Consider the following 23,691-nt stretch of genomic DNA (forward strand, 5'->3'; position numbering starts at 1 on the left):
ACAGAACTATCGAGCGATCGCTTCAACAATTTCTGGCTCGACTGAACCTAAAATCAATGGTTTCAACCTGATTTCTTTACAAAACTTTACAACGTGTCCCATTTTGCACGTATCCCGGCTGTACCCCTACTAAAGGGGACTCCTCTCAATACTCTTGCGCCTACACCGGATATGGACCGAACTGTCTCACGACGTTCTGAACCCAGCTCACGTACCGCTTTAATGGGCGAACAGCCCAACCCTTGGGACATACTACTGCCCCAGGTTGCGATGAGCCGACATCGAGGTGCCAAACCTCCGCGTCGATGTGAACTCTTGGCGGAGATCAGCCTGTTATCCCTAGAGTAACTTTTATCCGTTGAGCGACGGCCATTCCACTCTGAACCGTCGGATCACTAAGACCTAGTTTCCTACCTGCTTGAGTTGTGACTCTTGCAGTCAAGCTCCCTTTTTGCCTTTACACTCGTCGCACGATTTCCAACCGTGCTGAGGGAACCTTTGTGCGCCTCCGTTACCTTTTAGGAGGCGACCGCCCCAGTCAAACTGCCCACCTGAAACTGTTCCCTGACCGGATAACGGTCATAGGTTAGACTCCCAGCTTTGACAAAGTGGTATCTCACGAATGGCTCCATATTCCCCACAAGGAATACTTCATCGCCTCCCACCTATACTGCGTAGTCAGAGCTAGTTGTCAATCACAGGCTACAGTAAAGCTTCATAGGGTCTTTCTGTCCTGGTGTAGGTAGTCCGCATCTTCACAGACAATTCTATTTCGCCGAGTCTCTCTCCGAGACACCATCCAGATCGTTACGCCTTTCGTGCGGGTCGGAACTTACCCGACAAGGAATTTCGCTACCTTAGGACCGTTATAGTTACGGCCGCCGTTCACCAGGGCTTCAGTCGCCAGCTTTGCGTTGCCGCTAACCGACTTCCTTAACCTTCTGGCACTGGGCAGGCGTCAGCCCCCATACTGCGTCTTTATGACTTTGCGGAGACCTGTGTTTTTGTTAAACAGTCGCCTGGATCTCTTCACTGCGACCCACTGCTTAGGTGGGCACCCCTTCTTCCGAAGTTACGGGGCCATTTTGCCGAGTTCCTTAGAGAGAGTTATCTCGCGCCCCTTGGTTTACTCAACCTCCCTACCTGTGTCGGTTTCGGGTACAGGTAATTTAGGTTTAACGTGCAATCGAGCTTTTCTTGGAAGCATGACTATATCACTTCGAGGACTTATCCCCTCGTACTCCTGCCTTAGCTCAAGGTGTTTTCACCACCTCTCATCACCTCGGACAGTTGAACCAGCACTACCAATCGCTGGCTGACAATTGCCTTCTCCGTCCCTCTGCACAAACCTAAATCAGTACGGGAATTTTAACCCGTTGTCCATCGACTACGCCGTTCGGCCTCGCCTTAGGACCTGACTAACCCTCCGTGGACGAACCTTGCGGAGGAAACCTTAGGGTTTCGGGGCATTGGATTCTCACCAATGTTTTCGCTACTCAAGCCGACATTCTCACTTCCGTTTCGTCCACAGCTGCTCACCGCTACTGCTTCACTCTCAACGGAACGCTCCCCTACCACTCACGAATTAAAAATTAAGAATTAAAAATTTTTAATTTTGCATTTTTAATTGATAAGTCCACAGCTTCGGCATGTCACTTAGCCCCATTCATTTTCGGTGCAGGAGCGCTTGACCAGTGAGCTATTACGCACTCTTTTAAGGTTGGCTGCTTCTAGGCAAACCTCCTGGTTGTCAAAGCATTCCCACCTCCTTTATCACTTAGTGACAATTTGGGGGCCTTAGCTGATGGTCTGGGCTGTTTCCCTTTCGACGATGAAGCTTATCCCTCACCGTCTCACTGGCTGTGTGTGCATTGGGTATTCAGAGTTTGTCTCGATTTGGTACCGATTTCTCAGCCCGCACCGAAACAGTGCTTTACCCCCCAACTATAATCACAACCGCTGCGCCTAAACACATTTCGGGGAGAACCAGCTAGCTCTGGGTTCGATTGGCATTTCACCGCTAACCACACCTCATCCGCCGATTTTTCAACATCGGTCGGTGCGGACCTCCACTTGGTTTTACCCAAGCTTCATCCTGGACATGGTTAGATCACCCAGGTTCGGGTCTATAAACAGTGACTTCAATAAAATATTTGCGCCCATTTCGGACTCGCTTTCGCTGTGACTTCGCCATTTTCGGCTTAATCTGCCACTGCCTATAACTCGCCGGCTCATTCTTCAACAGGCACGCGGTCAGACTTTTAAATAGTCCTCCCACTGCTTGTAAGCTAACGGTTTCATGTTCTATTTCACTCCCCTTTCGGGGTTCTTTTCACCTTTCCCTCGCGGTACTTGTTCACTATCGGTCACACAGGAGTATTTAGCCTTACGAGATGGTTCTCGCTGATTCACACGGGATTCCACGTGAGCCGTGCTACTTGGGATGCAGCTAGTATCTTTTCACTTTCGACTACAAGACTTTCACTTTCTCTGGTGCAGTATTTAACTGCTTCGTCTAGTTAATAGATTCCATGTCGCTGTCCCACAACCCCAGTTGTAATAACAACTGGTTTGGGCTGTTCCCGCTTCGCTCGCCGCTACTAGGGGAATCGAATTTCTTTCTCTTCCTCCAGCTACTAAGATGTTTCAGTTCGCTGGGTTGGCTCATACCTGTCTATATATTCAACAGGCTGTACAAGGGGTTGCCCCATTCGGACATCTCCGGATCTAGGTTTACTTCCAACTCCCCGGAGCATTTCGTCGGTAATCACGTCCTTCATCGCCTCTGTGTGCCTAGGTATCCACCGTTAGCCCTTATTAGCTTGACCACATTTCTACATTGGTGTCTGTGAATTTGTCAAAAGTCATTTGTCAAGAGTCATTTGTCAGCAGTACTTCGCTACTGACAAATGACTCTTGACGGTTGACTGATGACAATTTCTACCTGACAAGTTGCTATGTAATTTTCAAGGTTCTGTCTGGATTACTCATCCAGCATTCTCTCTAGCTCTACTAGATAAGGTGCTGAAGAAGTTTGATTTACTTGGCTCATTCACCATTAATACTAATGTACTGCTTATTCGAGCAGATCATCAGTGGGTAAAACCGAACTTTTTCATGTGAGTTGTTATCACTACCCTTGAAGTTCGATCTACCTGTCTCTTTCGCAATTAATACTAATGTACTAAAGCTTTCGTGTCTTACTAGGGGGCAGAACCGAACCTGTTAATGGTAGTTTCTACCACACTTGTGATTGGAACCAAGTGAAAGTTTGAAAGCCTGAGCATCATTCTCGACCGACCTGGGATGAATCAATTAAAAATTAGAAATTAAAAACGAAAAATTACTATCGATTCATTTTTAATTTTTCATCTTTCATTTTTAATTGATTTGGTCTCCCTAAAAAGGAGGTGATCCAGCCACACCTTCCGGTACGGCTACCTTGTTACGACTTCACCCCAGTCACCAGTCCTACCTTCGGCGTTTCCCTCCACAATGGGTTGGAATAACGACTTCGGGCAAAACCAACTTCCGTGGTGTGACGGGCGGTGTGTACAAGACCCGGAAACGAATTCACCCCAGCAATGCTGATCTGGAATTACTAGCGATTCCACCTTCACGCAGGCGAGTTGCAGCCTGCGATCTGAACTGAGCCGTGGTTTATGGGATTGGCTTGCCGTTGCCGGCTTGCTGCCCTTTGTCCACAGCATTGTAGTACGTGTGTAGCCCAGGATGTAAGGGGCATGAAGACTTGACGTCATCCCCACCTTCCTCCGATTTATCATCGGCGGTCTCTTGAGAGTGCCCAACTTTACTTGCTGGCAACTCAAGACGAGGGTTTCGCTCGTTGCGGGACTTAACCCAACATCTCACGACACGAGCTGACGACAGCCATGCACCACCTGTGTTCGCGTTCCCGAAGGCACTCCAAGCTTTCACTCGGATTCGCGACATGTCAAACCCTGGTAAGGTTCTTCGCGTTGCATCGAATTAAACCACATACTCCACCGCTTGTGCGGGTCCCCGTCAATTCCTTTGAGTTTCATTCTTGCGAACGTACTCCCCAGGCGGGATACTTAACGCGTTAGCTACGACACTGGAAGGGTCGATTCTCCCAACATCTAGTATCCATCGTTTACGGCTAGGACTACTGGGGTATCTAATCCCATTTGCTCCCCTAGCTTTCGTCCATTAGTGTCAGTGCAGGCCTAGCAGAGCGCTTTCGCCACTGGTGTTCTTAAGAGTATCTACGCATTTCACCGCTACTCTCTTAATTCCCTCTGCCCCTACCGCACTCTAGCTATGTAGTTTCCACTGCTTTTATCTGGTTAAGCCAGATGCTTTAACAGCAGACTTAAATTGCCACCTGCGGACGCTTTACGCCCAATCATTCCGGATAACGCTTGCATCCTCCGTATTACCGCGGCTGCTGGCACGGAGTTAGCCGATGCTTATTCCTCAGGTACCGTCATTGTGTTCTTCCCTGAGAAAAGAGGTTTACAACCCTAGAGCCTTCTTCCCTCACGCGGTATTGCTCCGTCAGGCTTTCGCCCATTGCGGAAAATTCCTCACTGCTGCCTCCCGTAGGAGTCTGGGCCGTGTCTCAGTCCCAGTGTGGCTGATCGTCCTCTCAGACCAGCTACTGATCGTCGCCTTGGTAGTCCCTTACACTACCAACTAGCTAATCAGACGCGAGCTCATCACGAGGCGGGGTAAACCCCTTTCACAGTTGTGCATATTTGGTATTAGCAGCCGTTTCCAACTGTTGTCCCAAACCTCTTGGCAGATTCTCACGCGTTACTCACCCGTCCGCCACTAAACCCCGAAGGGTTTCGTTCGACTTGCATGTGTTATGCATACCGCCAGCGTTCATCCTGAGCCAGGATCAAACTCTCAATTATGATGTTTTGAGTTTGTTTGGCTCCAGAACAATTTGTTCTGGATTTTGATAATTCTTTCGTTATATTTTAGGGACTCATATTCTGAAGTTGTCCCCATAAATACTTTTTGACGAGAATTGAATGCTTGGTTTTGGCTTTCAAACTATTCTTTTTTTCAAGGTTCTGCGTGTCAAAGACTTTTCAATTGACACTTCTCTAATATAATCTGGCAGCTATCTCTTAGAGATGGGGTCAACCGTACTTTCTTCTGGGCGGTTACACTACTTTTTATCTTAGGTAAAACCCATTTAGTTTTCGGTTGGCTGTCAGCGCATTACATTAGATTAGCTTTGCTTGACACTTCTCTAATATAATTTGGCAGCTATCTCTTAGAGATGAGGTCAACCGTACTTTCTTCCGGGTAGTTACACTATTTTATTTAGAGATAAACGCATTTTTTAAATATTTACTATTAAGTTATTTAGCCAAATTCATAACTTTCACACTTATCTAATCTATAATAATACATTATTAATTAGTGCTAATTTTGTCTAGTTAATTAACATCAATCTTTCAAAATAATGTGATTCTGGGAATCAAAATTAATTTTACCAAGTTGTTCTAGTATGCCCAGAAATCTTGTAATTGTGACTCTGGTAGTACAGCAGGCACTAGCGATATCTTCATGTGTAAAACGAACACTTAGGCGAGTTCCCTGCGGTACAGTTTCACCGATTTCCTGTTTCAAAAGTTGCAATAAATGGTGCAAGCGCTCTTGTACATGGAGTCTTCCACTATTGAATAATAAACATTCTGTTTGCTGTAACCTGCGATTAATTTTTAGTAAAAGGCTATGGTTTAGCGTTGGCGATGCTGCTATTTCTGCTTCGGAAAATGATACTAACTCAACATCACACAGGGCTGTTGCTTGGTAAATATTTAAACCAGTCATACTAGAGCCAAAAACCATCCCTGCTTTGGCTAAACCTATCAAAACTTCTTCGCCCGTTTCACAAAAAGTACTGAGTTTGACTACTCCCTGATGAACATACCAAATTACTCGTGGTCTGAGACAAATATTTTCTCCTTTAGAATATTTATACAATTGGCGGTTTTGGATGATGTCACTCTCATTTTGAATGGTTATTGATTCGGTTTGCTGTTGCTCAGTGACGTTACGCAGCAGCCAGTATAGATGTGTTATCTTACCCTGCTGATTACGAACAACTGTGACTCTCAAAGCTGCATTCAAGAACTCGTCATGACGTTGCTGCAAACGCATTACTAATTCTTTGGCTGTGTCTGATTGTAATAGTTGGTTAAGTTCGCTGCGAAAGTGCTGATGATCTTCTAATGAGATAAAGTTAATCATGGCTTTACCCACCAGAAATTGTTTTGAAACATTGAGTAATTTAGCCGCCGCCGCGTTTGCTTTTTGGATTATGCCATCTGCATTAGTTACTAAATAGCCATCTGGTGCCAACTCGAATAAATCTTGGTAGTGTTCGCATTCTGCTTGTAACAAATTTTGTGTTTGTATTAGTTCCTCATTTTGCTGACGCAGTTCTTCCATCGCTAAGTGCGCCATCTTTGCAGAGCTAAGTATTTCCTGAAAAGCTTGCGGCTGCAACTCTGGGCTAATCCAAGCCAAAACACTAGCAGTCTGATATAAATCAGCTAAATCTTTGTGCAATGCTTCTGTGCGTTTGCTCAATAATTCTATGTTCACTTTAGTTCTCCGAACAGCGTAGATCATTAAGCAGATGGATTGACAATGCATCAATCATCCCTTGCTGTAATTTTCTTTCCTTGGCTAGCAATGGCGTTAAAGTGCATAATGATTTAACTTTACGCATACTCAACCTTGGGAGTCGGTTCGGTTTCGTACATTAAGCTACTTCTGTGTCTTTTATAATTGCAGGTCGAGGCAGCTAGTAGGTTATTGTGCTTGAAGCGATCGCGTCCTGCTGCCTTTGCCTGATATAATGCTTTATCCGCTGCTACAATTATTTCTTCAAAGTTAGAACCAGGCTCAGGAATTATTGTGACCAACCCAGCACTCAGGGTTACATCAGAACTAACGGTATCCCATCTGAACCCCTATTACGCGAAAATGCCCTCACCTTGTAAAGGTGAAGGACTGGGGAAGATGAGGAGAACAAGGGGGATAAATACGCCTCTCCTGTCTCCTAACTTCAAATAAGCCGTTTTCTGACTCGCAATTGTTAGAAGCGATAGCCCAATCCAGCTTGGAAGCTTACAGCATCAGCTTCACTGTTTCTGTAGGCATCAATGCCCCATTTAGCATCACCGTAAGCGATGATATTTTTGCTAATTTCTGATTCAGCACCAAGAGTCACTACAGGTGCGTTCTGATTGCCCAACGGTGTGTTTTGACCTTCTTCTGTGACAAAGGAATAACCACCACCGAAGTAAACCAAGCGCGATAGGTTCTATGTGCGAAATCGGACAGATGCCAATAATCAGATTTTTTATACTAATTAATTAAGAACCAAAATTACATGGAGTTCCAAGGTTAAGTTTTAACACCGCCTTATTTATGCAGCTTAAGCTTTTAATGTCTGTGGAGAATGAAGACTTATTTTATACACAACTAGTAAAGTACGGTGTAGAATCCGAAACAGCGGTAAAAGTAGCTCAGATATTAGCATCTGGGTTCCCAAACGAGCTTTTGGCGCAAGAAGAGATACAACTTGTCACACAAGCTTGTAAAAAGTGGGCAACATTGCACAAGCCTGTCCAGTTTGGCGTTACAGAAGTCCTTTAGAGGATGTATTTACTTCCATTGTAGAAGCTACTGGGTGGGTGATAGATGCCAAAGGAGAGGCAAAACTCACAGCAAATGCACCTGCTACTACGCTTCATGGTTCATGGCATAATTCTGTATCTTGCCGTGCTTCTTAAATGTTAGCGTCCACCAATTGAGCAATTGTGGTAATTTTAGGTGAAAGTGATTGTCCGAGTTAATTTTATTTGATGAAAGTAGAGTCTTATTGTTACTCACTTATCTTCCAATCAACTTAAAATGAATAGTTTTAACTTTCGGCATATACCAGAAGTTGAAGAACTTGTTTTGTTTTTCAAATGTTATTTATGACTTGAGTCTAGCTGCCCTATTACTTCTGTCTTTCCTGGGAAGTATTTTAAGTCTATATGTACGAAATCGTACATATAAACGTTATTTATTATATTTAAATTTGATTAGAAGATGCATTTAAATGCACCTTCATCATCTTAATTCCAACTGGAAAGGTTGCTGTTATGTTCACCATTGATGAGTATGTACTAAATTCCCAAACTGGACAGTTAGGAAAAGTCATTGGTTACGGACACCAAATAATCAACAATGTGTATACCGTAACGCTACAAGTTTTAATAACTGAAACTGCCAATTCTCAAAAGAGATTATTTGTGCTAGAAGATATAATTTCAGCATGGAGACCGATGTCGGTAGCTTAATACAAATTGGTACTGGGAATGAGTCTAAAACATATTCAGTACAATCACTAACCTATTTTAGTATCATTCCCATTTGATGAAACAAATCGTTCATCAACATCGAGATTCTGTGTAATCGCCGATTAAATAGCAATATGGTTGATATCACGCATTGATAGCAACTCCCTTATCAACCAAGGGTATAAAAGCGAGTATAGACAAGCCAGCCCAGCCGCAACATAAGCAGATCGGGGTGAAATGAGCTGTCGAACAGAAACTTACGCGCTTGGAATTGATTAGCCGTTTTGAATATTGCGTAGCTTGCCGCCGCAGCCATCGCCTCTTATAAACCTGTACCAATTGAAGGCTCTGAAATTTAAAAGCCTCAAATCCTTACTGTGCCGTACAAAAATTTACAACGTGTTTTGTTTTGCGCGTATCCCGGCGGAACCCCATATCAGAGCGCTCTGATAAATATGCAATGGTTTCACTCCCTGAATATCTCGCTGACTACTCCAACTCTATAGTAGTTTCAGTTTCGCTTTAATTATATCAATCCGATGCACTAACTCTGCTTGATTCGTCTTGAGCAGATTCAGTATTCATTTTTGCTATGTGTTGCATAGTCAGGACTGAGCAGGGAGCATTGTGGAGTACGTAATTGCTGATACTGCCCAAGGCTAACTCACTCAAACCAGATAGACCCTGACGTCCAACTACGATTAGATCAGCACCCCACGTAGAGGCTAAGTTACAGATGGTTTGACCAGGATTACCAGGGGATTGGAGTGGCACCGGTGACTAATCAATCCACTTACTTCGCGATCGCTGGGGCGGTAGCTGGTGTCACTGGAGCAATGGGAATCATAGCTGGTAGCTTTCTCGCGACTCTGCCTGGTGCCGGTGGCTTACTGGGACTGTTTGTTCTTTCAGCCGTCCTACGGACGGCTGCTCTCTTGCCCTTGGTTTTTGTTCAGGAGCAAGGCTCTGTATCTCTGGGTCAGCTTTGGCGAGTCCTATTCTCAGTCAAGCAGCAAAGAGTACCGATTTAACAATATTGAACGTCAACCACTTGGGACTTGAACCCCCTGTTCAGATTTACTCTGTCCAAGCTGACGGTTGATACTTGGAATATTTTAGATTTTTGAATTGGCGAAATTTTGTATTGTCGCCAAGCTAACATTCTAGAAATTAAGAAATACAAATTTTCGCCATTTTAAGAGTAAACTAGCAGCATTTATTGGAGTACATCTCGTGATAATCACCCTTGCCAGTTTCAAGGGAGGTGTCGCTAAAACGACAAGCGCCATCCACATTGCTTGCTTTCTATCTCAGCATGGCAGTACTTTGCTAGTTGATGGCGACCCAAACCATAGTGCTACAGGATGGGCAAAGCGAGGAGCATTACCCTTTAAAGTTGTGGATTTACTACAAGCTCCTATGCACAGCCGTAATTTTGACCATGTAGTTATTGACACAGCCGCTAGACCAAGCCACGAAGATTTGGAAGCACTCGCAGATGGGTGTAATTTATTAATTTTGCCTACTACCCCTGATGCTTTAGCGATGGATGCGCTATTGCAGACTGTAGGGGCACTTAAATCATTGGGCAGCGATCGCTATCGTGTGTTGCTTACAATCATTCCCCCAGCCCCCCGCTTAACCGGACAGCAGGCACGGGAAGCATTGTCGGCAGAGGGAATACCACTATTTCAACATGGGATTAGACGATTTGCTGTTTATGAAAAAGCGGCACTGGAGGGGTTGCCAGTTTATCAAGTAAAAGACCGCAGCAGCAAAATAGCATGGCGGGAGTATCAAGAGGTGGGTAAGGAGATATTGTCATGAGCAAGCCTAAGCCTAGCCCTTTTAAAAAGTTATTTGAAACCAAAGACGAACCACAACCTGAGCCAGAACTTCCTACTGAGGCAACTACAGAGAGTAACGTGACACAGACTCCAACACCACTTGCGCCAGCACCAACTCAAGAAGAACCACGCAAACGTGGCAGACCTGCAACTGGAAAGCGGTCTGATGATGCTTGGATTGGGCGCACCTACTATGTGAAACGCTCAACAGATTTAGATGTAGAGGAGGAGTTACTCAAACTAAAAAGACGTGGCGTAGAGATTGACAAAAGCGAATTGGTAGATTTTCTCATGGCTGTCTGGGTAAAATGGCAGCAAGGTGAAAATATAAATTTGCTAATTGACGAATTTACGCCAAGGCGAAATTCTAAATAAAATTGAGTCGTTGCTGAATGAGGAGAGCGTGCAGGTGAACTAGCACGGGAGAAAGTGCGTCAGCAGCACGGCCCCTGAACCGCTATTCCTACCGTTTACAATGTGGAAAGTAAGGACGATGATTAGAGGTAGAAGATGACTAGCAAAGAATTATTAATCCAAGAAATAGAAACTTTACCACCAGAATTGTTAACAGAAGCACTTAATTTTATTCGAGAAATCAAAACCAGTCATACAGCAAAACAGTCAAGTACAAATAACTTACGTGGTTCTACAGCTGAAGATTTACTCTTATTTGCAGGAACTTGGTCAGGTGATGATATTAGAGAATGTCTTCAGCTTGTTCATGATGCTCGTATGCCACTGGAATTTTAAGAATGTATTTGCTTGACACAAATCATTGCACTTTTTTGATAGAAGGTGAACCAAAAGTTGTCAATCACTTTCGTGAACTAGGTAAGGTTACACTCGCCACTAGTGCTATTGTCGCAGGTGAACTCAGATTCATGGCACAAAACTCCCAACAAAAAACTGCAAATCTCATCAAAATTCGCGCATTTATCAACCGAATTGATATTTATCCAATTGATGATGAAACGGCAGAAATTTACGGAGATTTCAAGTCGGAAATTATTAAAAGATTTGCAGCCAAAGAAAAGAGTAAACGCAAAACAACTCAACTACAAGAAATTGGCATCGGTGAAAATGACCTGTGGATTGCTGCTACAGCTTTACGCCATTCATTAATTCTCGTTACATCAGATAGTGATTTTCAAAGAATGCGTCAAGTCAGGGAATTTCCTGTAGAAAGTTGGATTTGATTTATTTTATTGGGATTGCCGCCTTTTCCCCACACGGGCTGCTAATTTATTAGTTAACTCCAACTGATACTGATTCTTATTGTCCTCGTAAACCAAAATAGTCCTGGGGTCAGCATGACGGCTCAAATGCTGCACCTTCCGATAGTCTCCTGAAGCCAAATCAAGAGCATCGGTAATCCCCGAATGCCTGATTTTATGGGGTGTCATCCGCTTTTTGATGCCAGCACGTTCACAGGTTTTTCTCACAATGGCGTAGATGCCATCCCCGGTGAGTTGGTGTCCATAATTGTGGAAGTCAAGCGCGATAAACAAAGGATCGCTGGGTTTAATATTTGTACGACAGCCCAGCCAGTCGCTAACCGCCTCTGCAATTTCTGGGTTTAAGTCAATCCTAGTAGAATCATTGCCCTTACCCTTGCCATAAATAATTAAAGTCAAATCGTGGTAATCAAAATCTCCCACCATTAACTTCGCCACCTCCCCCCGCCGCAAAACATTTGCCCAAAGCAGCAGAAATAAAGCATAATCCCGCTTTCCCTTGGTGCAAGTGGTATCAATTACATCAAAAATTTTGTTGTATTCATCAACTACAACACCCCGCGTATCCCTGTACTTAGTCACCTTTAAAGACTCAATGCGGTCGCTATCAAAGTGATATCGGCAGTGCTTGAGGTTCCGTCCCACCTTAATTAAATACTTGAGGGCGGCCAAGTAACGATTAATCGTCGCCGCCTTCCTACCCTCTGCCACCAAATGATTCTTAAACTTGAGGATTAACCCGTTAGCCGTCTGGTCATCCAACCCCCAGAACTCCTCAACATCCTTCTGATTCGGCTCCCTTTGCAAAAAATACTCAAAAAATATCCGTATATTGCCAGCATACCCCCTTTGAGTTGTCTTAGCCTTCTGCTGCAACTCCGCCAAAAAATCATTTGACGCTTGCAACTGACTGGCCACAGAGGTAATAGAACTTTCAGTATATGTACTTAACTTATTCATTTTTACCGTTAATGACAATGCACTTTTTCATTAACGTGTTATATCATTACACACATCACCAACGCAAAATACACTCTTCTCATTCCATCCCAAACACACAAACAGATTTTCCGATTCTGGAATGCCTGGGATTAAGACTTCTTGGCTTCTAAGTGAGTTTTGTAATTATTTTGACTCTAAAGCATCGGCTTTATGGTCAAAAATGTCAATCGGCATAGTTATTGATACTATTTTTTATGTTGCATGCCAAATACAGAATTGCTCCAAGCGATGGCGTAACCGCCCGCCAAGAGCGATCGCCCCTCGCACACTCCAAATCAAAAGCTCCACGCTCTTAGCATCTAGGTGGAGTCTTGATATCAAGGTTGATATCAAATATGAGCTTCACTTAGTTATTACGTGAATAACCACTCTGCATTTACCTTAGTTAAGTATTCAAATGACTTTTGAAAGAGAAAAGTTTAAAAAGTTGATTTTTAAAGAACAACCAAGAAAATTACTAATTATTTAATATTTTTTATGCCATAAAGTGAATACATAAATAAATATTGTGTTAGGGTGTAAAAGTAGTTCAGTATAAATAATATTACTAATGTCTAAAGGTAAAGACCAACACATCGTTCCTCACTCTGAAGGCTGGGCAGTTAAGTCTGAGGGTGCTAGTAAGGCTACTAAAGTATTCGACACCCAGCAAAAAGCTATTGAGAAAGGGCGCGATATTGCTATTAATCAGCAGTCCGAATTGTTAATACATAACCAAAAAGGACAAATTCGAGAGCGGAACAGCTATGGTAACGATCCGCGATCGTCCAAAGGTTAAAGACTAGTATATTAGCTCAAGATGGACTGTCAGGTGAGTATTTTTCACCTGACATCTACTTTATCTATAGGGACAAAGAATGCTAAAAACACAAGTTAACTCAAGCGATTTGCAAAGTGTTGGCTATGATGCTACAACTTGCACACTTGAAATTAAGTTTCATAGTGGAGGCATATACCAATATTTCAAAGTTACGGAGTCTATTTACAGGGGGCTAATGAGTGCTTCCTCTCACGGGAAGTATTTTCATGCTTACATCAAAGATTTTTATCTTTATAAAAGGATAGGCTAATAAACCATCCACTAAAATTTTATATACAAAGTCTAGGTATAGCATCTATTATTATAAGCCGTTCTGTCTTGGATACATTATATTTAGCTATATTTTACAAATTGGTATTACTTGTTATAAGGAATAAATATAAAAGAGATGATACAAAGCAGTATTAAAGCTCTCCCAAGTCGATACGAGCCTCTAGTAGGATTATTTGGTGATGGAGCGAAGACAACCTTTGTGAAGCAAGAAGATGACTTACGCGAAATAGCAAGATTAATAAACCAAGGCAATAGCGCCTTTCAAGGTAAACTGCAATTTGTCTACAGTCCAACAGAAAGTGGCGCGGGAAAAACTACTTTCGTTCACTCATTAGACTTATTTCTACATGATTTGGTGGACTCAGTAATAAGAGTTACAAACGATAACAGTCATGCTCTTAATGGGATAATAGAAACTATTCGCAATAGCCGAGTAACGGAAAAAATAAAGATTTTCAATTTGGATGGTCACGAATCCTTTATTTTTGAAGACAATGAATATAGAAACTTTGCAGTTCAGCTAAATACTTTAATTAGTAACAGGCGCGACTTAATCATTCTTTGGCCAGTTAATGACTTATCTTTTGCAGAAAAGATTGTTTCAATCCTCAAGTCTGTTGGAGGTAATAGCCCTTTTGGGAATCATCCTATTCATCGTATGAAAGGACTCTCATCAGAGCAGTTTTCTTCTGTAGTCTCAGGGATACTGAAGGTAGCTAACTGGCAGTTGGAAGATGCTGCTCTAGACTGGGATTTAGTTGAAAGAGTTACCGATGGCTCAAAAAATATAGGTGAATATTTAGATAGAGTTCAAGCGGCAATTGCTGAAAGGTTTAATGTAGATGAAATAGGTTTTGAACCTCCCCAATTAATATTTGCGCTGAGTTCTGGCAAGAAAGAAGTTAGAGAAATATGTAGAAATGTCAGAAGGGCAGATAGCTTTTATATTGAAGGTTCCCGGCTTCTTATGTACACCAAGAGATCAAATGTCGCAGAGTGGTGGAAAGAGCGTAATAGCGAACTTAAAACTAGTTTACCCTATGTAATAGCTCTATTTAATACACAGCTAACCTCTTTATCAGGTAGTGCCGTAGTTCATGCTGTTCACAATTTTGGCTCTGACGAATTAAGTAGTTTTATTGTAGGCGTTCAAAAAAATCTTGGAAATGCACAAAATGTTATTAAATCGACAGAGCTGTACAAGTACTCTATTGGAGAGGGTGCAGACACGAGAGAATATGGTAAACCTGCTAAGGATGAAACCATTCATTCATATTACAAAATACAAGAAAGCTCGAAAGACAAGCACAAGGAAATAAACTCAGCAATCATGCAGCTAATAGAAAAAGCCGGAGGTGGATTCTCAAACGCAAGATATGAATCACTGGAAGGTATAAACAAAGGACTTCAAGTAGATGTTGTTGCTGAACTAAATTATAATTCTTGCTTGATAGAATTTCATCACAAGTCGGAAGCTGAAACAGTTGACAATAAAGTATCAATTTATATATTAGAAAAGCTGAAAGAATATGCAATAAATTACGGTATTACAAAACCTTAAATCTGTTATTTTCAGTTTACAAACAATACAAAACATATAACAAAGATATGACTTGGATTGAACCAAAATCTAGCAAGAAAGCAGTAAGCAGGGCGGGGGATAATTTAATAAATTTGAATTCATCTGAAAAAGAATGCCTAGAAGCATTAGATATTGTCAGTAATTGGAGGTCATCATATACATTTCCCTTAAATAATATTACAAGTTTATTAAGGTTTAAGGTAAAAACTGTTGAAAAAAATGCAATAATTACCCAAAGATTAAAGCGTATTCCATCAATACTAAGAAAGCTCAAACGTTATCATGAAATGAGATTACACAGGATGCAGGATATTGGAGGATGCAGAGTCGTTTTATCAGATATCAAAAAAGTAAATACTTTAAGAAACTTGCTATTAAATAGCAGAACAAAAAATGAATTGGTAAAAGAAAATGATTATATTGAAAATCCTAAAGATTCAGGATATAGAGGGATACATTTAATTTATAAATACAAAGGTAAAAAAGATGAGATATATAATGGGTATACAATTGAAATACAAGTAAGAACAAAGATACAACACTCATGGGCTACAGCAGTAGAAGTTGCAGGAACATTCCTAAAACAACCTCTGAAATCAGGAGAAGGTTCTGAAAATTGGTTGCATTTTTTTAAGTTAGTAAGCTTACTTTTTGCATTTCTAGAAAATTGTTTACCAAAGAATATAACCAACCCAAGGCTAAAAGAAATCAAAGATGAAGTAAATCTGCTAGCAACAGAATTAGAAGTATTCAAAAAACTTCAAGCTTTTTCAGTTTCAACCAATCTAATCAATGATGCTGTAAGTAGAGATTATTCTGGTTATTTTCTGATACTGCTTAATATTGATGAGCAAAATGTTCAGATATGGTCTTACAAAGAAAAATACCTTTCTAAAGCAACTGAAGACTATATTAATTTTGAGAAAAAATACAAAGACACAAAAGAGGTAGACATCGTATTAGTTAATGCAAAATCAATAAAGACCCTTAAAAAAGCATATCCAAATTATTTTGCTGACTCTAAAGAATTTTTAGACAAACTTAATGAGGTTCTAGCAAAAGAAATATAATACTTCTTATTAACCCAACGCACATTGAAACAACGGTAGGCTTAAGAATTTAATAAGATACCGCTAAAAATAATTGTAATTTAAATTACCCCTAATTTAAAAAGATGGCTAGTTAGGTTACGGTAAGGATTCCGTCCATGATCTTGCGCTTTCAGGAGTCAAGAAAACGGTTCTCCCTTCAATAATCCAATTGTTCACTAGACTTTCTATGCCGTACTTTTGCCCATACTCTCTAGCAACTACAACATACGCTGTGACTGAATCAGGATTCATTCGTTGCTTTATCGCCTGCTGAACCATTTCCAAAACCTTCAGGCGCTCAGTCTGCTTCTCCATAGATTTCTCTGTAGACATAAAGATTAAATATCAATTGGCGTAAAACCTACAAGATAACACAAGCAAACACCATGCTTATTAGTTACTGAGTAATTTCCGAAACGGGAATTATTCCGGCAATAGAAAGCCCCTGGTAATGCACCAGAGGCTTTTAAATTCTGTCTGCTGAAGCTGTGTCTGTCTAGATGTCTGTCTGGTCTGCCCCTTGCTGCATAAGGATTCTGTCTAATTCTGTCCGTTCTGTCCATCTGTCTAACTTGGGCTGATTTCGATGGTCGTAGCATCTAGCCAGACGGCCAGACTCGCCTCTACCAATTCATTAAACAGTCGCTTCAATTCCTCCGAACTGAACCGTTGACCTTTTACCTTAAAGTTGGGCTGTATCTCAATAATGACTGCCGATGTTCTTGCGGTACGTTGGAGGAATTGCAGCAACGATTGGGCTAGTTAGGGATATAGAGATTTTGTACAAAAATAAACCCCACCAATACCCGACTTAATGCCTTCCCTCTCCTCACCAATACATCATTCATTCACAATCAAGTTATAGTCAATATAACCGAGCATCGCCCCTCTTTTTATCGCCTCATAACTGTTCTTGACGTGCCATTTACTGTACAAATCACTGGCATAACGTTTGACTGTACTAACAGAGAGAAACATTTCTTTGGCAATCTGTTCAAAACCTAAACCCTGAGCCAGTAAACGCAGGACTTGTATTTGTCGTTCGGTGGGAGAGTCAAGCAAGTTTTTATCAGCAAAACTAGGGTCAATATATCTATTTTTATCAAGGTTTTTTAACAGTTTTTTAGCCAGCTTCGGGTCAAGCAGGCATTCATCAAAGTAAGCTCTCTTGATGGCTAGTTCAATCAATTCAACATCAGCACTTTTGAGCATATAAGAATCAGCCCCATGACGGAAAGCTGACTTAATAAAGTCTGAATGAGTCTGATTAGTAAAAATCACCACTTTACTATTAGTTTTCCTTTTGATTGAACGAGTAAGTTCTAGACCACTCATATCGGGTAAGAGTAAATCAACTAACACAACATCAGGGTTGGTCTGTTCAATTAACTGAAACCCTAGCTTTCCACTAGTAGCATCACCAGTAACTTCTATATCTGGAGATTGTGAAATAGCAGTCTTGAAGCCCAAGAGAGTGAATGTTTCTGGTTCAACAATTACTATTTTCAGCATGATTTTATTAATCCTCTAATAACAAATGGCTGTTTATTCGGGTATTTATTATTGGTGTCTAGCGGACACGTTGAAGACACTGGGTGTCTGGGTGGTGTCTGGGTGGTGTCTGGGGTAGTGTCTGCTTGTGCCTATGCTGTATAAGGCTTTTGGGGTTTAGTGTCTGTGGTGTCCGGTGTCCGGTGTCCGCGAAAAAAGGGCGGTTTTGGGGCGAGACACCAGACACCAATCGCAGTCAAATTTGATTAAGCTTGATAACACCCTCGGCTATCCAGTCCGCCAATTCTGCCCCCACAATTTCATACATCCAGCCCTTTATTTGCTCAACAGTAAATCTCTCACCGTTCACTTTAAAGTTGCCCTTAAACTCTCTTACATCAGCTTCAAGTCGTTCAGTTCGGGTGAGATATTCATACAGCTTTTGCGCCATTGGTGATAATTTGTTCGGTTTATCTTGGGTGTCACCTGCTTTGTTACCAAGATTGAATTCCAGTTCATAAATCCGCTCTAAAGTGGCTTTATCGATGGTTGGCGGTTCATCACTGGTCAAAGGTTTATCAAGCCTAAAATCAATTCGTTTGTGGTCAAGTTTAGGCAGTTGAATATCAATCCATTGCCCATGCCCAGGTAATTTAATTGCTCCTTTACCACTAGCTTTAGCTTCTGTGGTGATTGGGTCAATAGTTGCGATTAGTTCTACTTCTAACAGTGCCGCATCTCGAAGTTTTGATAACCCTTTAGCTTTGGCTAGAATCTCCATTGTCCGGTCGTGAGCTACGAACAAAGGAATCATTAATTGTTTGCGAGATTCAGTCATGGCACAGCGAAACCACCTGCCAACAAAATCAGGGTCGGGCTTCCATTTTTCATCCTCACAATCATCTGGCATTGGCTCAACAATGTTATCTGTCCAGGTGGTAAATTCTTCACAGATAACTGATAGCATCTTGCCCGACGCTCTTAGGTTCTCCGTCCATTGTTCTTCAGTCATGCCACTCTTGCGGTAATCTTCATAGCGCTGGCGCATTTCATCCATGTACCATTGCATGAATTCGGCTATTTCTTTGTAGCCAGTAATCAGCCGCACACCTCGCCATTCAACCTCAGTTCCGTGAGGGTCAAGCGCTACGATGTTCCACCCAGCTTGTACTTTCTTCCAGATAATCTCTCTGGTAGTCCATGATTTACCTGCACCCATGCCACCAAATATCAGAGTGGGGTAGCCGATGGTGTTGTTGATCCAGCGATATTTGTCACTGTTTGCGATCGCCGCTTGGTTGTCTGCCCCAGTAACCTTATCGTTGGGGTCAATCGTCCCCTGTAAAGTCTGACTCCCTTGCAGATAAGGGGTTTTCATCTCACGCAACTGCTTAATGTAATCTGCCTTCTGTTGCTCCGTCATCCCCGCCGTTTGCGCCTCAAAAATGGCATCAGTTGCCTCCATTTGGGTCACTTCAATTTCCGTGTGGGCGTAAATCTCAGCTTTGGTGATATCCACAGTGCGATCGTTGGCGATTAGATCCAAGTCGGCTTGTAGTTGAACTTCTGCGATCGCAACATCTCGGTAGCTCTCTAACAACTCGGAACGTGCCGCCATCTCTGCTTTTGCTGCATCCCGTTTTTGGGCTATGTCTTCAAAAACTGCTCTCTGCTTCTCTTCCGATTGGCAGTGCCGCAGCATCCACCCAGCTAGCGCAAACCCCAGGAATCCCCCAAAACCCCAAAACGGCTTGTATGGGTTAGTTGCCTTCACCAGCCCATTAACCCCCATAGCTGGGTCACGCACTACTTGAGGGGGCATTCCTTCTTGTTTCCATTGCTTCCAATAAAAGGGGGTCATCCTAAAAGGTCTGTTATTCTTGTCTTGACAAATTAGGTAGCTTTGGGGAGTCCGAACGCAGAAATAAATGCGGTCGCTTGACTCCCCTTTCCACGCCATTGCAGCCGAGCTAATACCAACAGTCAGACTCAGCCCAATTGCAACAGCTTTCTTATCCATTGGTAGGCGACCAAACCACAACATAAAACCCGATTGTTGCGACTCGGATAAAGTTTTATGTTTCTCACTTAAATAATTCATTTACTCTTCCTTCCACCAAATAAAAAAATCATTAATATCGCTAGAAATATGCCCACTCCTGCACCATCCATCCAACTGGAAGATTCAGCAGTTTTTGGCTTATAAACCGACTCAATTGAAGTATTAGCAGTAATAGTGGAAGTCCGAGATTCATTCCATTCACTAATCGGTTCATTGAGGGCACACAATAATGCCAGTGATGCACTGCAACCAGTCATTAAATTAGTAACGAAATTATTGAACCCTTCACCTGTTGCAGTGGCAGTAAAATACAGGTGTGCAGTTCCCACAGCAAGGAACATTCCAACTGGGTGAACTTGCAACAGGTGAAAGGTGAAAATTACTGCACTGTTTAGACAACTGCCAGCAACAATCTCACAAGCATTACCAGCACGTCTAAATGTTCTACCTCTGTTATTTTCTGGGAGTGGTGGTAACTGTTCGGGTTGTTTCTGCTGCTTAGTTGATTGTGGTGTTTGTGCCAGCCCTTCATGCAAAAAAGGGCTGACGCTATGAGGATCTTCATTTCGTTTCCTTACTAGCATCAGCCTGTGTCCTTTCAACTAATAGTTATCGGTCGCCTAGTTTCTGCCACAAGTTACCCAACATTGCACCCCAACCGCGAACTGTTCCTGTTGCAGAAACACTAGAAGATGGTGCATGATTTTGGCTAGTAACTGGTATTACTTCTTGGGGTGCTTGATTGGGTTCTAATGCCCTTGAGCCGTACCGCGCACGGGCTAAAAGTTGTTGGCGTTTCTCTCTCAGCCCTGTTGTGATTGCTTGTCTCTCTGCTTGTACAACTTGCTTATTTTCTATGCTGCTGATTTTATTTTCATGCCGCCAAAGTTCAGCTTGTAAATCTTGATGTAATTGGGCTGCAACTTCGGTTAATGCGTGTTTACGCTTCTGGTCAATTCGCAGCAAGTCGGCTCTATCTTGGGCATCTATCTTACTCATTTCTGAATCAAATTCCGAATTGAGTTTGCGAATTTTTGCGATAGCACCCGCTACATGAGAGCCGTATTGTTTACGAAGTTCAGTCCAAGTTACTTGCCCTTTGGTCAGCTTCTCCATCGCCTCAAAGACGACCTTGGCGTTGTCCAAAAATGGCTCTAATCTATCACTCAACTCTTGGGCATTATTTGCATAATCAGCGAACTGTTCGAGCTTATTTATATCAGAGAGATACCCCAAAATGTCAGACTCAAATCCTCCCCAAGATTGTGCTTTTTCATCGATATGGGAACTATGACCAACTACCGGATTGCGTATTGCAAAGTCCATTGCGTTATTCTCCTAATAAGGTATTAAGTCGTAGTTGATATCACTCGGCTCTAGGGGCAATTCATCCCAATAGCCCATGTCTTCAAATCGGCTATAAATTCTAGTTGCTAGTTGCCTTACGGGGTCGTCAAAATCTTCAGAAATTAAATCAAATCGGTTAGAGCCAAACGCCAAGATATTTGCAATGTCCGCGTCAATCCCATTACCCAAGAATTGACCAAATGCAGCAGAGTATGGATGGTCATCAATGGTTTCATGAGTTGCTAAGAATTCAGTTCCGGTGAAGGGTGGGTAATCTTCACTCTCAAATATTGGTGTGGAGAGTGCCTCAATATCTGCCGAAATCATTGCTGCCCATTGTTCAGGATTTTCTGCTTTGAATTGCTGCTTTCTCAGGGCGGAGTCGGTCAGAGGCGATTTGCCCCAATCGTTGGGATTTTTGTAATCGAGTGTCATTTGTTAGAATCCTTGTGTACTTTCGTTTTTGCGGCGAGAGATACATCCTGATTAGGCGATCGCCAAGCTTGCCGGCAGGTGCGATCGCTTCATCATCAGTTCTCACAAAACTCAACAAGTTCAAAAACCTCCCTCTGCACTTGGTTTTGACTTAATTCTTTTCGTCTGCCTTTGGAGTCATTGAATATGAAAGGTGCATTGACTCGACAATTAGAGTGGTGGCTATAGCGCAGTTGTTGACCACGGAATTGGTACAAATGATTACGCTGTAAGGCTGTCGTTGAAAGCATAAGCTTGTCCCTCAACTTGCGAATAAAACTCGATATTTAGAATCGCTTCGTGAATCTCCATCAAGGCTTGCACTGCATCACCCATTTTTAGGTCGTTTGATGTACTGAACCGCTCGGAGGCTTCGATTTGTTTGTAATTTGGCGATGCTTGCACAAACCTTAAAGTCTGTTCGCAACCGAGGATGATGGTCATTATTTCGGTTGTTGTTAGGCTTGGTTGTGTCTTTTGGGTGTCTTGGTCGCTCATGACTTCTTTCCTTTTCTTTGAGCTTTTATCGGTGCGGTTAGCGCTTCTGGCTGACTCGGTTTCTGAAGTACATAGCTGATAGCCCCTGCACCTCCCACAACTGCGGCGATGGTAAACATATTGTTTCTGCCAAGCTGCTGGACTCCGAAGTAGCCAAGGGCTAACGCTGCTGCTGTTGCACCAATGCCTAAAACCGTGTTTCTAAATCTGGATTTGGTCATGCTGCCCCCTTAAAATTAGTGACCATTGCGCTAAGTGCCGATTTATTAGGCTGTGTAGATGTTGCTGTTTCAACTTTGGGCGATGGTTGTACATTACCGTGTTGAAAAATCAGTTTCTCTACACCTGCTGAAAGTGCTTGTGTCGGTGCATCTTGGGGTAAATCAAAAATCTTGCACAATTCAATTACTGCTAAGTAGGAGATGGTTATACGCCGAGATTCGTAATTCATTAATTAAGCTCCCAAAGATATTTGAGTTAATAGTTTCAACCCCAAAGCATTGATGAATTGGGGATTGTTTAAGACCACAAAGCCTAAATCGGCTAAGTTTTGATCCACTACTGGCAGCGAAACACCCCCACCCCAGGCGACAAGGTATTTAGCGCGGTCTAGATAATTACCAGCAGTGACAAAGTTGGCGAATTTCTCAATCCTGTTTGACCACCACTCATCTAGACACTGGCTGTACTCTGCCTCGAACTTCTTACCTGTCAGATGGTTGCCGCCATAAGTGAAAGTCCCTTCTACAATCCCCTGGTTAACGAGACTGGGCGAGTGCTTCACATCCTTGGACAGCAAACTCACTCGGTCGTTTCGTTTGTCTAGTGCCTCTGCAATCATCGAATGCAGTTCACCCGCTCCACCTTCAATCAAGTGACGGTCAATCACTGCACCACTGCCGTTGAACACCGTAATCAACCAAGTCGATGAACCGATATCGAGAGCGATCGCTAATTCTGACGGGTCAAGCACCAGGGATGCTTCACCGAATAAGCAGTGGGCAATGCTTCCAAAACCTTCGGGATAAATGCCTGTGACTACGATTTCAACTGTCTTGGTGACAATGGAACGGGTTACAGGGTGCAGATGTTCAAAGGTGTGAGTCCCTTCTACTCGGCGTTTAATCTCTTGGCCCCAGCGTTCTGGGTTGTGGTTGCTCAAACTAATTGAAAGTTTGACTCCATCGGGAATATTCAGAACGGCTAAGTCTGCAAGAATGCTTTCTAGTGCTAGTTCTGCTTTTTTCGCTTTGTCCTCGTGCAGCAGGGTGTGGTCACTTTGAGCTAGAGCAGCACTGCCCCAGAAGAATTGAACATCTTTTAAGTCAAGCCGCGTTCCTTCTACATAACGCACCCATGCCCCATCTTTTGAGATGGTTTCGTGGTGCATGATGTTTCGGTTGCGAACTAGTGAGTATACGGCAGGCATCATGATCGAAAAATCACCGATGATTGCCTTGCCATACCCTGCACCTGCATCTTTACCTCCTGTGAGGTCAGTTAGCCCGGATTTGGCTAACAACTCCGCTTGAACTAGCCAATTTTTGGCATTGGTATATGTCGTTGTCATGGTTCTGTTGTTTGTTAAAGTCTTGTTTTTTCTGGCTTG

General features: G+C 42.6%; 26 protein-coding genes, 2 rRNA genes and 2 pseudogenes. 12 read left to right on the forward strand and 18 right to left on the reverse strand.

What is annotated here, in order from left to right:
• From LC608_RS30595 to LC608_RS30615, 5 genes and pseudogenes are all read right to left on the reverse strand, one after another.
• A 23S ribosomal RNA gene (locus tag LC608_RS30595) occupies nt 1-2,828 on the reverse strand; the annotation flags it as partial.
• A gap of 575 nt (nt 2,829-3,403) precedes the next feature.
• Nucleotides 3,404-4,901 (reverse strand): 16S ribosomal RNA (locus LC608_RS30600).
• A 544-nt stretch (nt 4,902-5,445) separates the two neighbouring features.
• Nucleotides 5,446-6,609 carry a PAS domain-containing protein gene (locus tag LC608_RS30605; RefSeq protein ID WP_229557162.1) on the reverse strand — a complete coding sequence of 388 codons (1,164 nt, stop codon included), beginning with the start codon at nt 6,607-6,609 and terminating at the stop codon, nt 5,446-5,448.
• A 119-nt stretch (nt 6,610-6,728) separates the two neighbouring features.
• Nucleotides 6,729-6,947 (reverse strand): annotated as a pseudogene (locus LC608_RS30610) (diguanylate cyclase domain-containing protein); the annotation flags it as partial.
• Nucleotides 6,948-7,105: 158 nt separating this feature from the next.
• Nucleotides 7,106-7,318, reverse strand: a pseudogene (locus tag LC608_RS30615) (hypothetical protein); the annotation flags it as partial.
• 298 nt (nt 7,319-7,616) lie between these two features.
• On the opposite strand from LC608_RS30615, the gene LC608_RS30620 reads away from it, so the two are divergent.
• Together LC608_RS30620 and LC608_RS30625 are read left to right on the forward strand one after the other, a co-directional pair.
• Nucleotides 7,617-7,805 carry a hypothetical protein gene (locus tag LC608_RS30620; protein ID WP_229557164.1) on the forward strand — a complete coding sequence of 63 codons (189 nt, stop codon included), beginning with the start codon at nt 7,617-7,619 and terminating at the stop codon, nt 7,803-7,805.
• A 357-nt stretch (nt 7,806-8,162) separates the two neighbouring features.
• Nucleotides 8,163-8,360: a hypothetical protein gene (locus LC608_RS30625; RefSeq protein WP_100898318.1), complete on the forward strand. Its 198-nt coding sequence runs from the start codon at nt 8,163-8,165 to the stop codon at nt 8,358-8,360.
• 531 nt (nt 8,361-8,891) lie between these two features.
• Here LC608_RS30625 and LC608_RS30630 read toward each other — a convergent pair.
• Nucleotides 8,892-9,134, reverse strand: a complete 243-nt coding sequence (locus LC608_RS30630) for a universal stress protein (RefSeq protein WP_374108472.1) — start codon at nt 9,132-9,134, stop codon at nt 8,892-8,894.
• 2 nt (nt 9,135-9,136) lie between these two features.
• On the opposite strand from LC608_RS30630, the gene LC608_RS30635 reads away from it, so the two are divergent.
• The 5 genes from LC608_RS30635 (at nt 9,137) to LC608_RS30655 (ending at nt 11,403) form a co-directional block, all read left to right on the forward strand.
• Complete coding sequence (locus tag LC608_RS30635; protein WP_308189953.1) at nt 9,137-9,391, forward strand: hypothetical protein; 255 nt, start codon at nt 9,137-9,139, stop codon at nt 9,389-9,391.
• Nucleotides 9,392-9,593: 202 nt separating this feature from the next.
• On the forward strand, nt 9,594-10,187 hold the full coding sequence (locus tag LC608_RS30640; protein ID WP_094344037.1) for a ParA family protein: 594 nt from the start codon (nt 9,594-9,596) through the stop codon (nt 10,185-10,187).
• Nucleotides 10,184-10,582 (forward strand): hypothetical protein, encoded by a 399-nt coding sequence (locus LC608_RS30645; protein ID WP_229557165.1) that lies wholly within the window; start codon nt 10,184-10,186, stop codon nt 10,580-10,582. Before LC608_RS30640 ends, LC608_RS30645 begins: the two co-directional genes overlap by 4 nt.
• Before the next feature lie 135 nt (nt 10,583-10,717).
• Entirely contained in the window at nt 10,718-10,957 is a 240-nt protein-coding gene (locus LC608_RS30650; protein ID WP_229557166.1) for a DUF2281 domain-containing protein, read from the forward strand.
• Nucleotides 10,958-10,959: 2 nt separating this feature from the next.
• Complete coding sequence (locus LC608_RS30655; protein ID WP_109013552.1) at nt 10,960-11,403, forward strand: type II toxin-antitoxin system VapC family toxin; 444 nt, start codon at nt 10,960-10,962, stop codon at nt 11,401-11,403.
• A gap of 6 nt (nt 11,404-11,409) precedes the next feature.
• On the opposite strand, the gene LC608_RS30660 is transcribed toward LC608_RS30655, so the two are convergent.
• A complete protein-coding gene (locus LC608_RS30660; protein WP_229557167.1) occupies nt 11,410-12,402 on the reverse strand; it encodes a tyrosine-type recombinase/integrase in 993 nt (330 codons plus the stop codon).
• Nucleotides 12,403-12,994: 592 nt separating this feature from the next.
• Between LC608_RS30660 and LC608_RS30665 the strand changes: the two genes are divergently transcribed.
• From LC608_RS30665 to LC608_RS30680, 4 genes are all read left to right on the forward strand, one after another.
• On the forward strand, nt 12,995-13,222 hold the full coding sequence (locus LC608_RS30665) for a DUF2188 domain-containing protein (protein ID WP_229557168.1): 228 nt from the start codon (nt 12,995-12,997) through the stop codon (nt 13,220-13,222).
• A gap of 79 nt (nt 13,223-13,301) precedes the next feature.
• Nucleotides 13,302-13,514, forward strand: coding sequence for a KTSC domain-containing protein (locus LC608_RS30670; protein WP_229557169.1), 213 nt, complete (start codon nt 13,302-13,304; stop codon nt 13,512-13,514).
• 222 nt (nt 13,515-13,736) lie between these two features.
• The gene (locus tag LC608_RS30675) at nt 13,737-15,098 is read left to right on the forward strand and encodes a hypothetical protein (protein ID WP_229557170.1); all 1,362 of its coding nucleotides are present in this window, start codon (nt 13,737-13,739) and stop codon (nt 15,096-15,098) included.
• A 47-nt stretch (nt 15,099-15,145) separates the two neighbouring features.
• Nucleotides 15,146-16,189 carry a RelA/SpoT domain-containing protein gene (locus LC608_RS30680; RefSeq protein WP_229557171.1) on the forward strand — a complete coding sequence of 348 codons (1,044 nt, stop codon included), beginning with the start codon at nt 15,146-15,148 and terminating at the stop codon, nt 16,187-16,189.
• 117 nt (nt 16,190-16,306) lie between these two features.
• Here LC608_RS30680 and LC608_RS30685 read toward each other — a convergent pair whose 3' ends face one another.
• From LC608_RS30685 to LC608_RS30715, 7 genes are all read right to left on the reverse strand, one after another.
• Complete coding sequence (locus LC608_RS30685) at nt 16,307-16,525, reverse strand: hypothetical protein (RefSeq protein WP_229557172.1); 219 nt, start codon at nt 16,523-16,525, stop codon at nt 16,307-16,309.
• Nucleotides 16,526-16,548: 23 nt separating this feature from the next.
• Complete coding sequence (locus LC608_RS30690) at nt 16,549-16,809, reverse strand: hypothetical protein (RefSeq protein WP_229557173.1); 261 nt, start codon at nt 16,807-16,809, stop codon at nt 16,549-16,551.
• A 241-nt stretch (nt 16,810-17,050) separates the two neighbouring features.
• Nucleotides 17,051-17,722: a response regulator transcription factor gene (locus LC608_RS30695; RefSeq protein ID WP_229557174.1), complete on the reverse strand. Its 672-nt coding sequence runs from the start codon at nt 17,720-17,722 to the stop codon at nt 17,051-17,053.
• A 235-nt stretch (nt 17,723-17,957) separates the two neighbouring features.
• Entirely contained in the window at nt 17,958-19,802 is a 1,845-nt protein-coding gene (locus LC608_RS30700; protein ID WP_229557175.1) for an ATP-binding protein, read from the reverse strand.
• On the reverse strand, nt 19,799-20,347 hold the full coding sequence (locus LC608_RS30705; RefSeq protein WP_229557176.1) for a hypothetical protein: 549 nt from the start codon (nt 20,345-20,347) through the stop codon (nt 19,799-19,801). Before LC608_RS30705 ends, LC608_RS30700 begins: the two co-directional genes overlap by 4 nt.
• A gap of 25 nt (nt 20,348-20,372) precedes the next feature.
• Nucleotides 20,373-21,089 (reverse strand): hypothetical protein, encoded by a 717-nt coding sequence (locus tag LC608_RS30710; protein WP_229557177.1) that lies wholly within the window; start codon nt 21,087-21,089, stop codon nt 20,373-20,375.
• Nucleotides 21,090-21,101: 12 nt separating this feature from the next.
• On the reverse strand, nt 21,102-21,545 hold the full coding sequence (locus LC608_RS30715) for a hypothetical protein (protein WP_229557178.1): 444 nt from the start codon (nt 21,543-21,545) through the stop codon (nt 21,102-21,104).
• Nucleotides 21,546-21,559: 14 nt separating this feature from the next.
• Here LC608_RS30715 and LC608_RS30720 point away from each other — a divergent pair, with 14 nt between their 5' ends.
• The gene (locus LC608_RS30720; protein ID WP_229557179.1) at nt 21,560-21,700 is read left to right on the forward strand and encodes a hypothetical protein; all 141 of its coding nucleotides are present in this window, start codon (nt 21,560-21,562) and stop codon (nt 21,698-21,700) included.
• Between the two features lie 106 nt (nt 21,701-21,806).
• On the opposite strand, the gene LC608_RS30725 is transcribed toward LC608_RS30720, so the two are convergent.
• From LC608_RS30725 to LC608_RS30740, 4 genes are read right to left on the reverse strand one after another with little or no spacing between them, the layout of a single operon-like run.
• A complete protein-coding gene (locus LC608_RS30725; RefSeq protein ID WP_196526687.1) occupies nt 21,807-22,082 on the reverse strand; it encodes a hypothetical protein in 276 nt (91 codons plus the stop codon).
• Entirely contained in the window at nt 22,079-22,303 is a 225-nt protein-coding gene (locus tag LC608_RS30730; RefSeq protein WP_229557180.1) for a hypothetical protein, read from the reverse strand. Before LC608_RS30730 ends, LC608_RS30725 begins: the two co-directional genes overlap by 4 nt.
• Nucleotides 22,300-22,533: a hypothetical protein gene (locus tag LC608_RS30735; RefSeq protein ID WP_193948790.1), complete on the reverse strand. Its 234-nt coding sequence runs from the start codon at nt 22,531-22,533 to the stop codon at nt 22,300-22,302. Before LC608_RS30735 ends, LC608_RS30730 begins: the two co-directional genes overlap by 4 nt.
• A 3-nt stretch (nt 22,534-22,536) precedes the next feature.
• A complete protein-coding gene (locus LC608_RS30740; RefSeq protein WP_229557181.1) occupies nt 22,537-23,652 on the reverse strand; it encodes a ParM/StbA family protein in 1,116 nt (371 codons plus the stop codon).
• Nucleotides 23,653-23,691: the final 39 nt, after the last annotated feature.

This window comes from Nostoc sp. XA010 (genome assembly GCF_020829625.1).
Lineage (GTDB): Bacteria > Cyanobacteriota > Cyanobacteriia > Cyanobacteriales > Nostocaceae > Nostoc.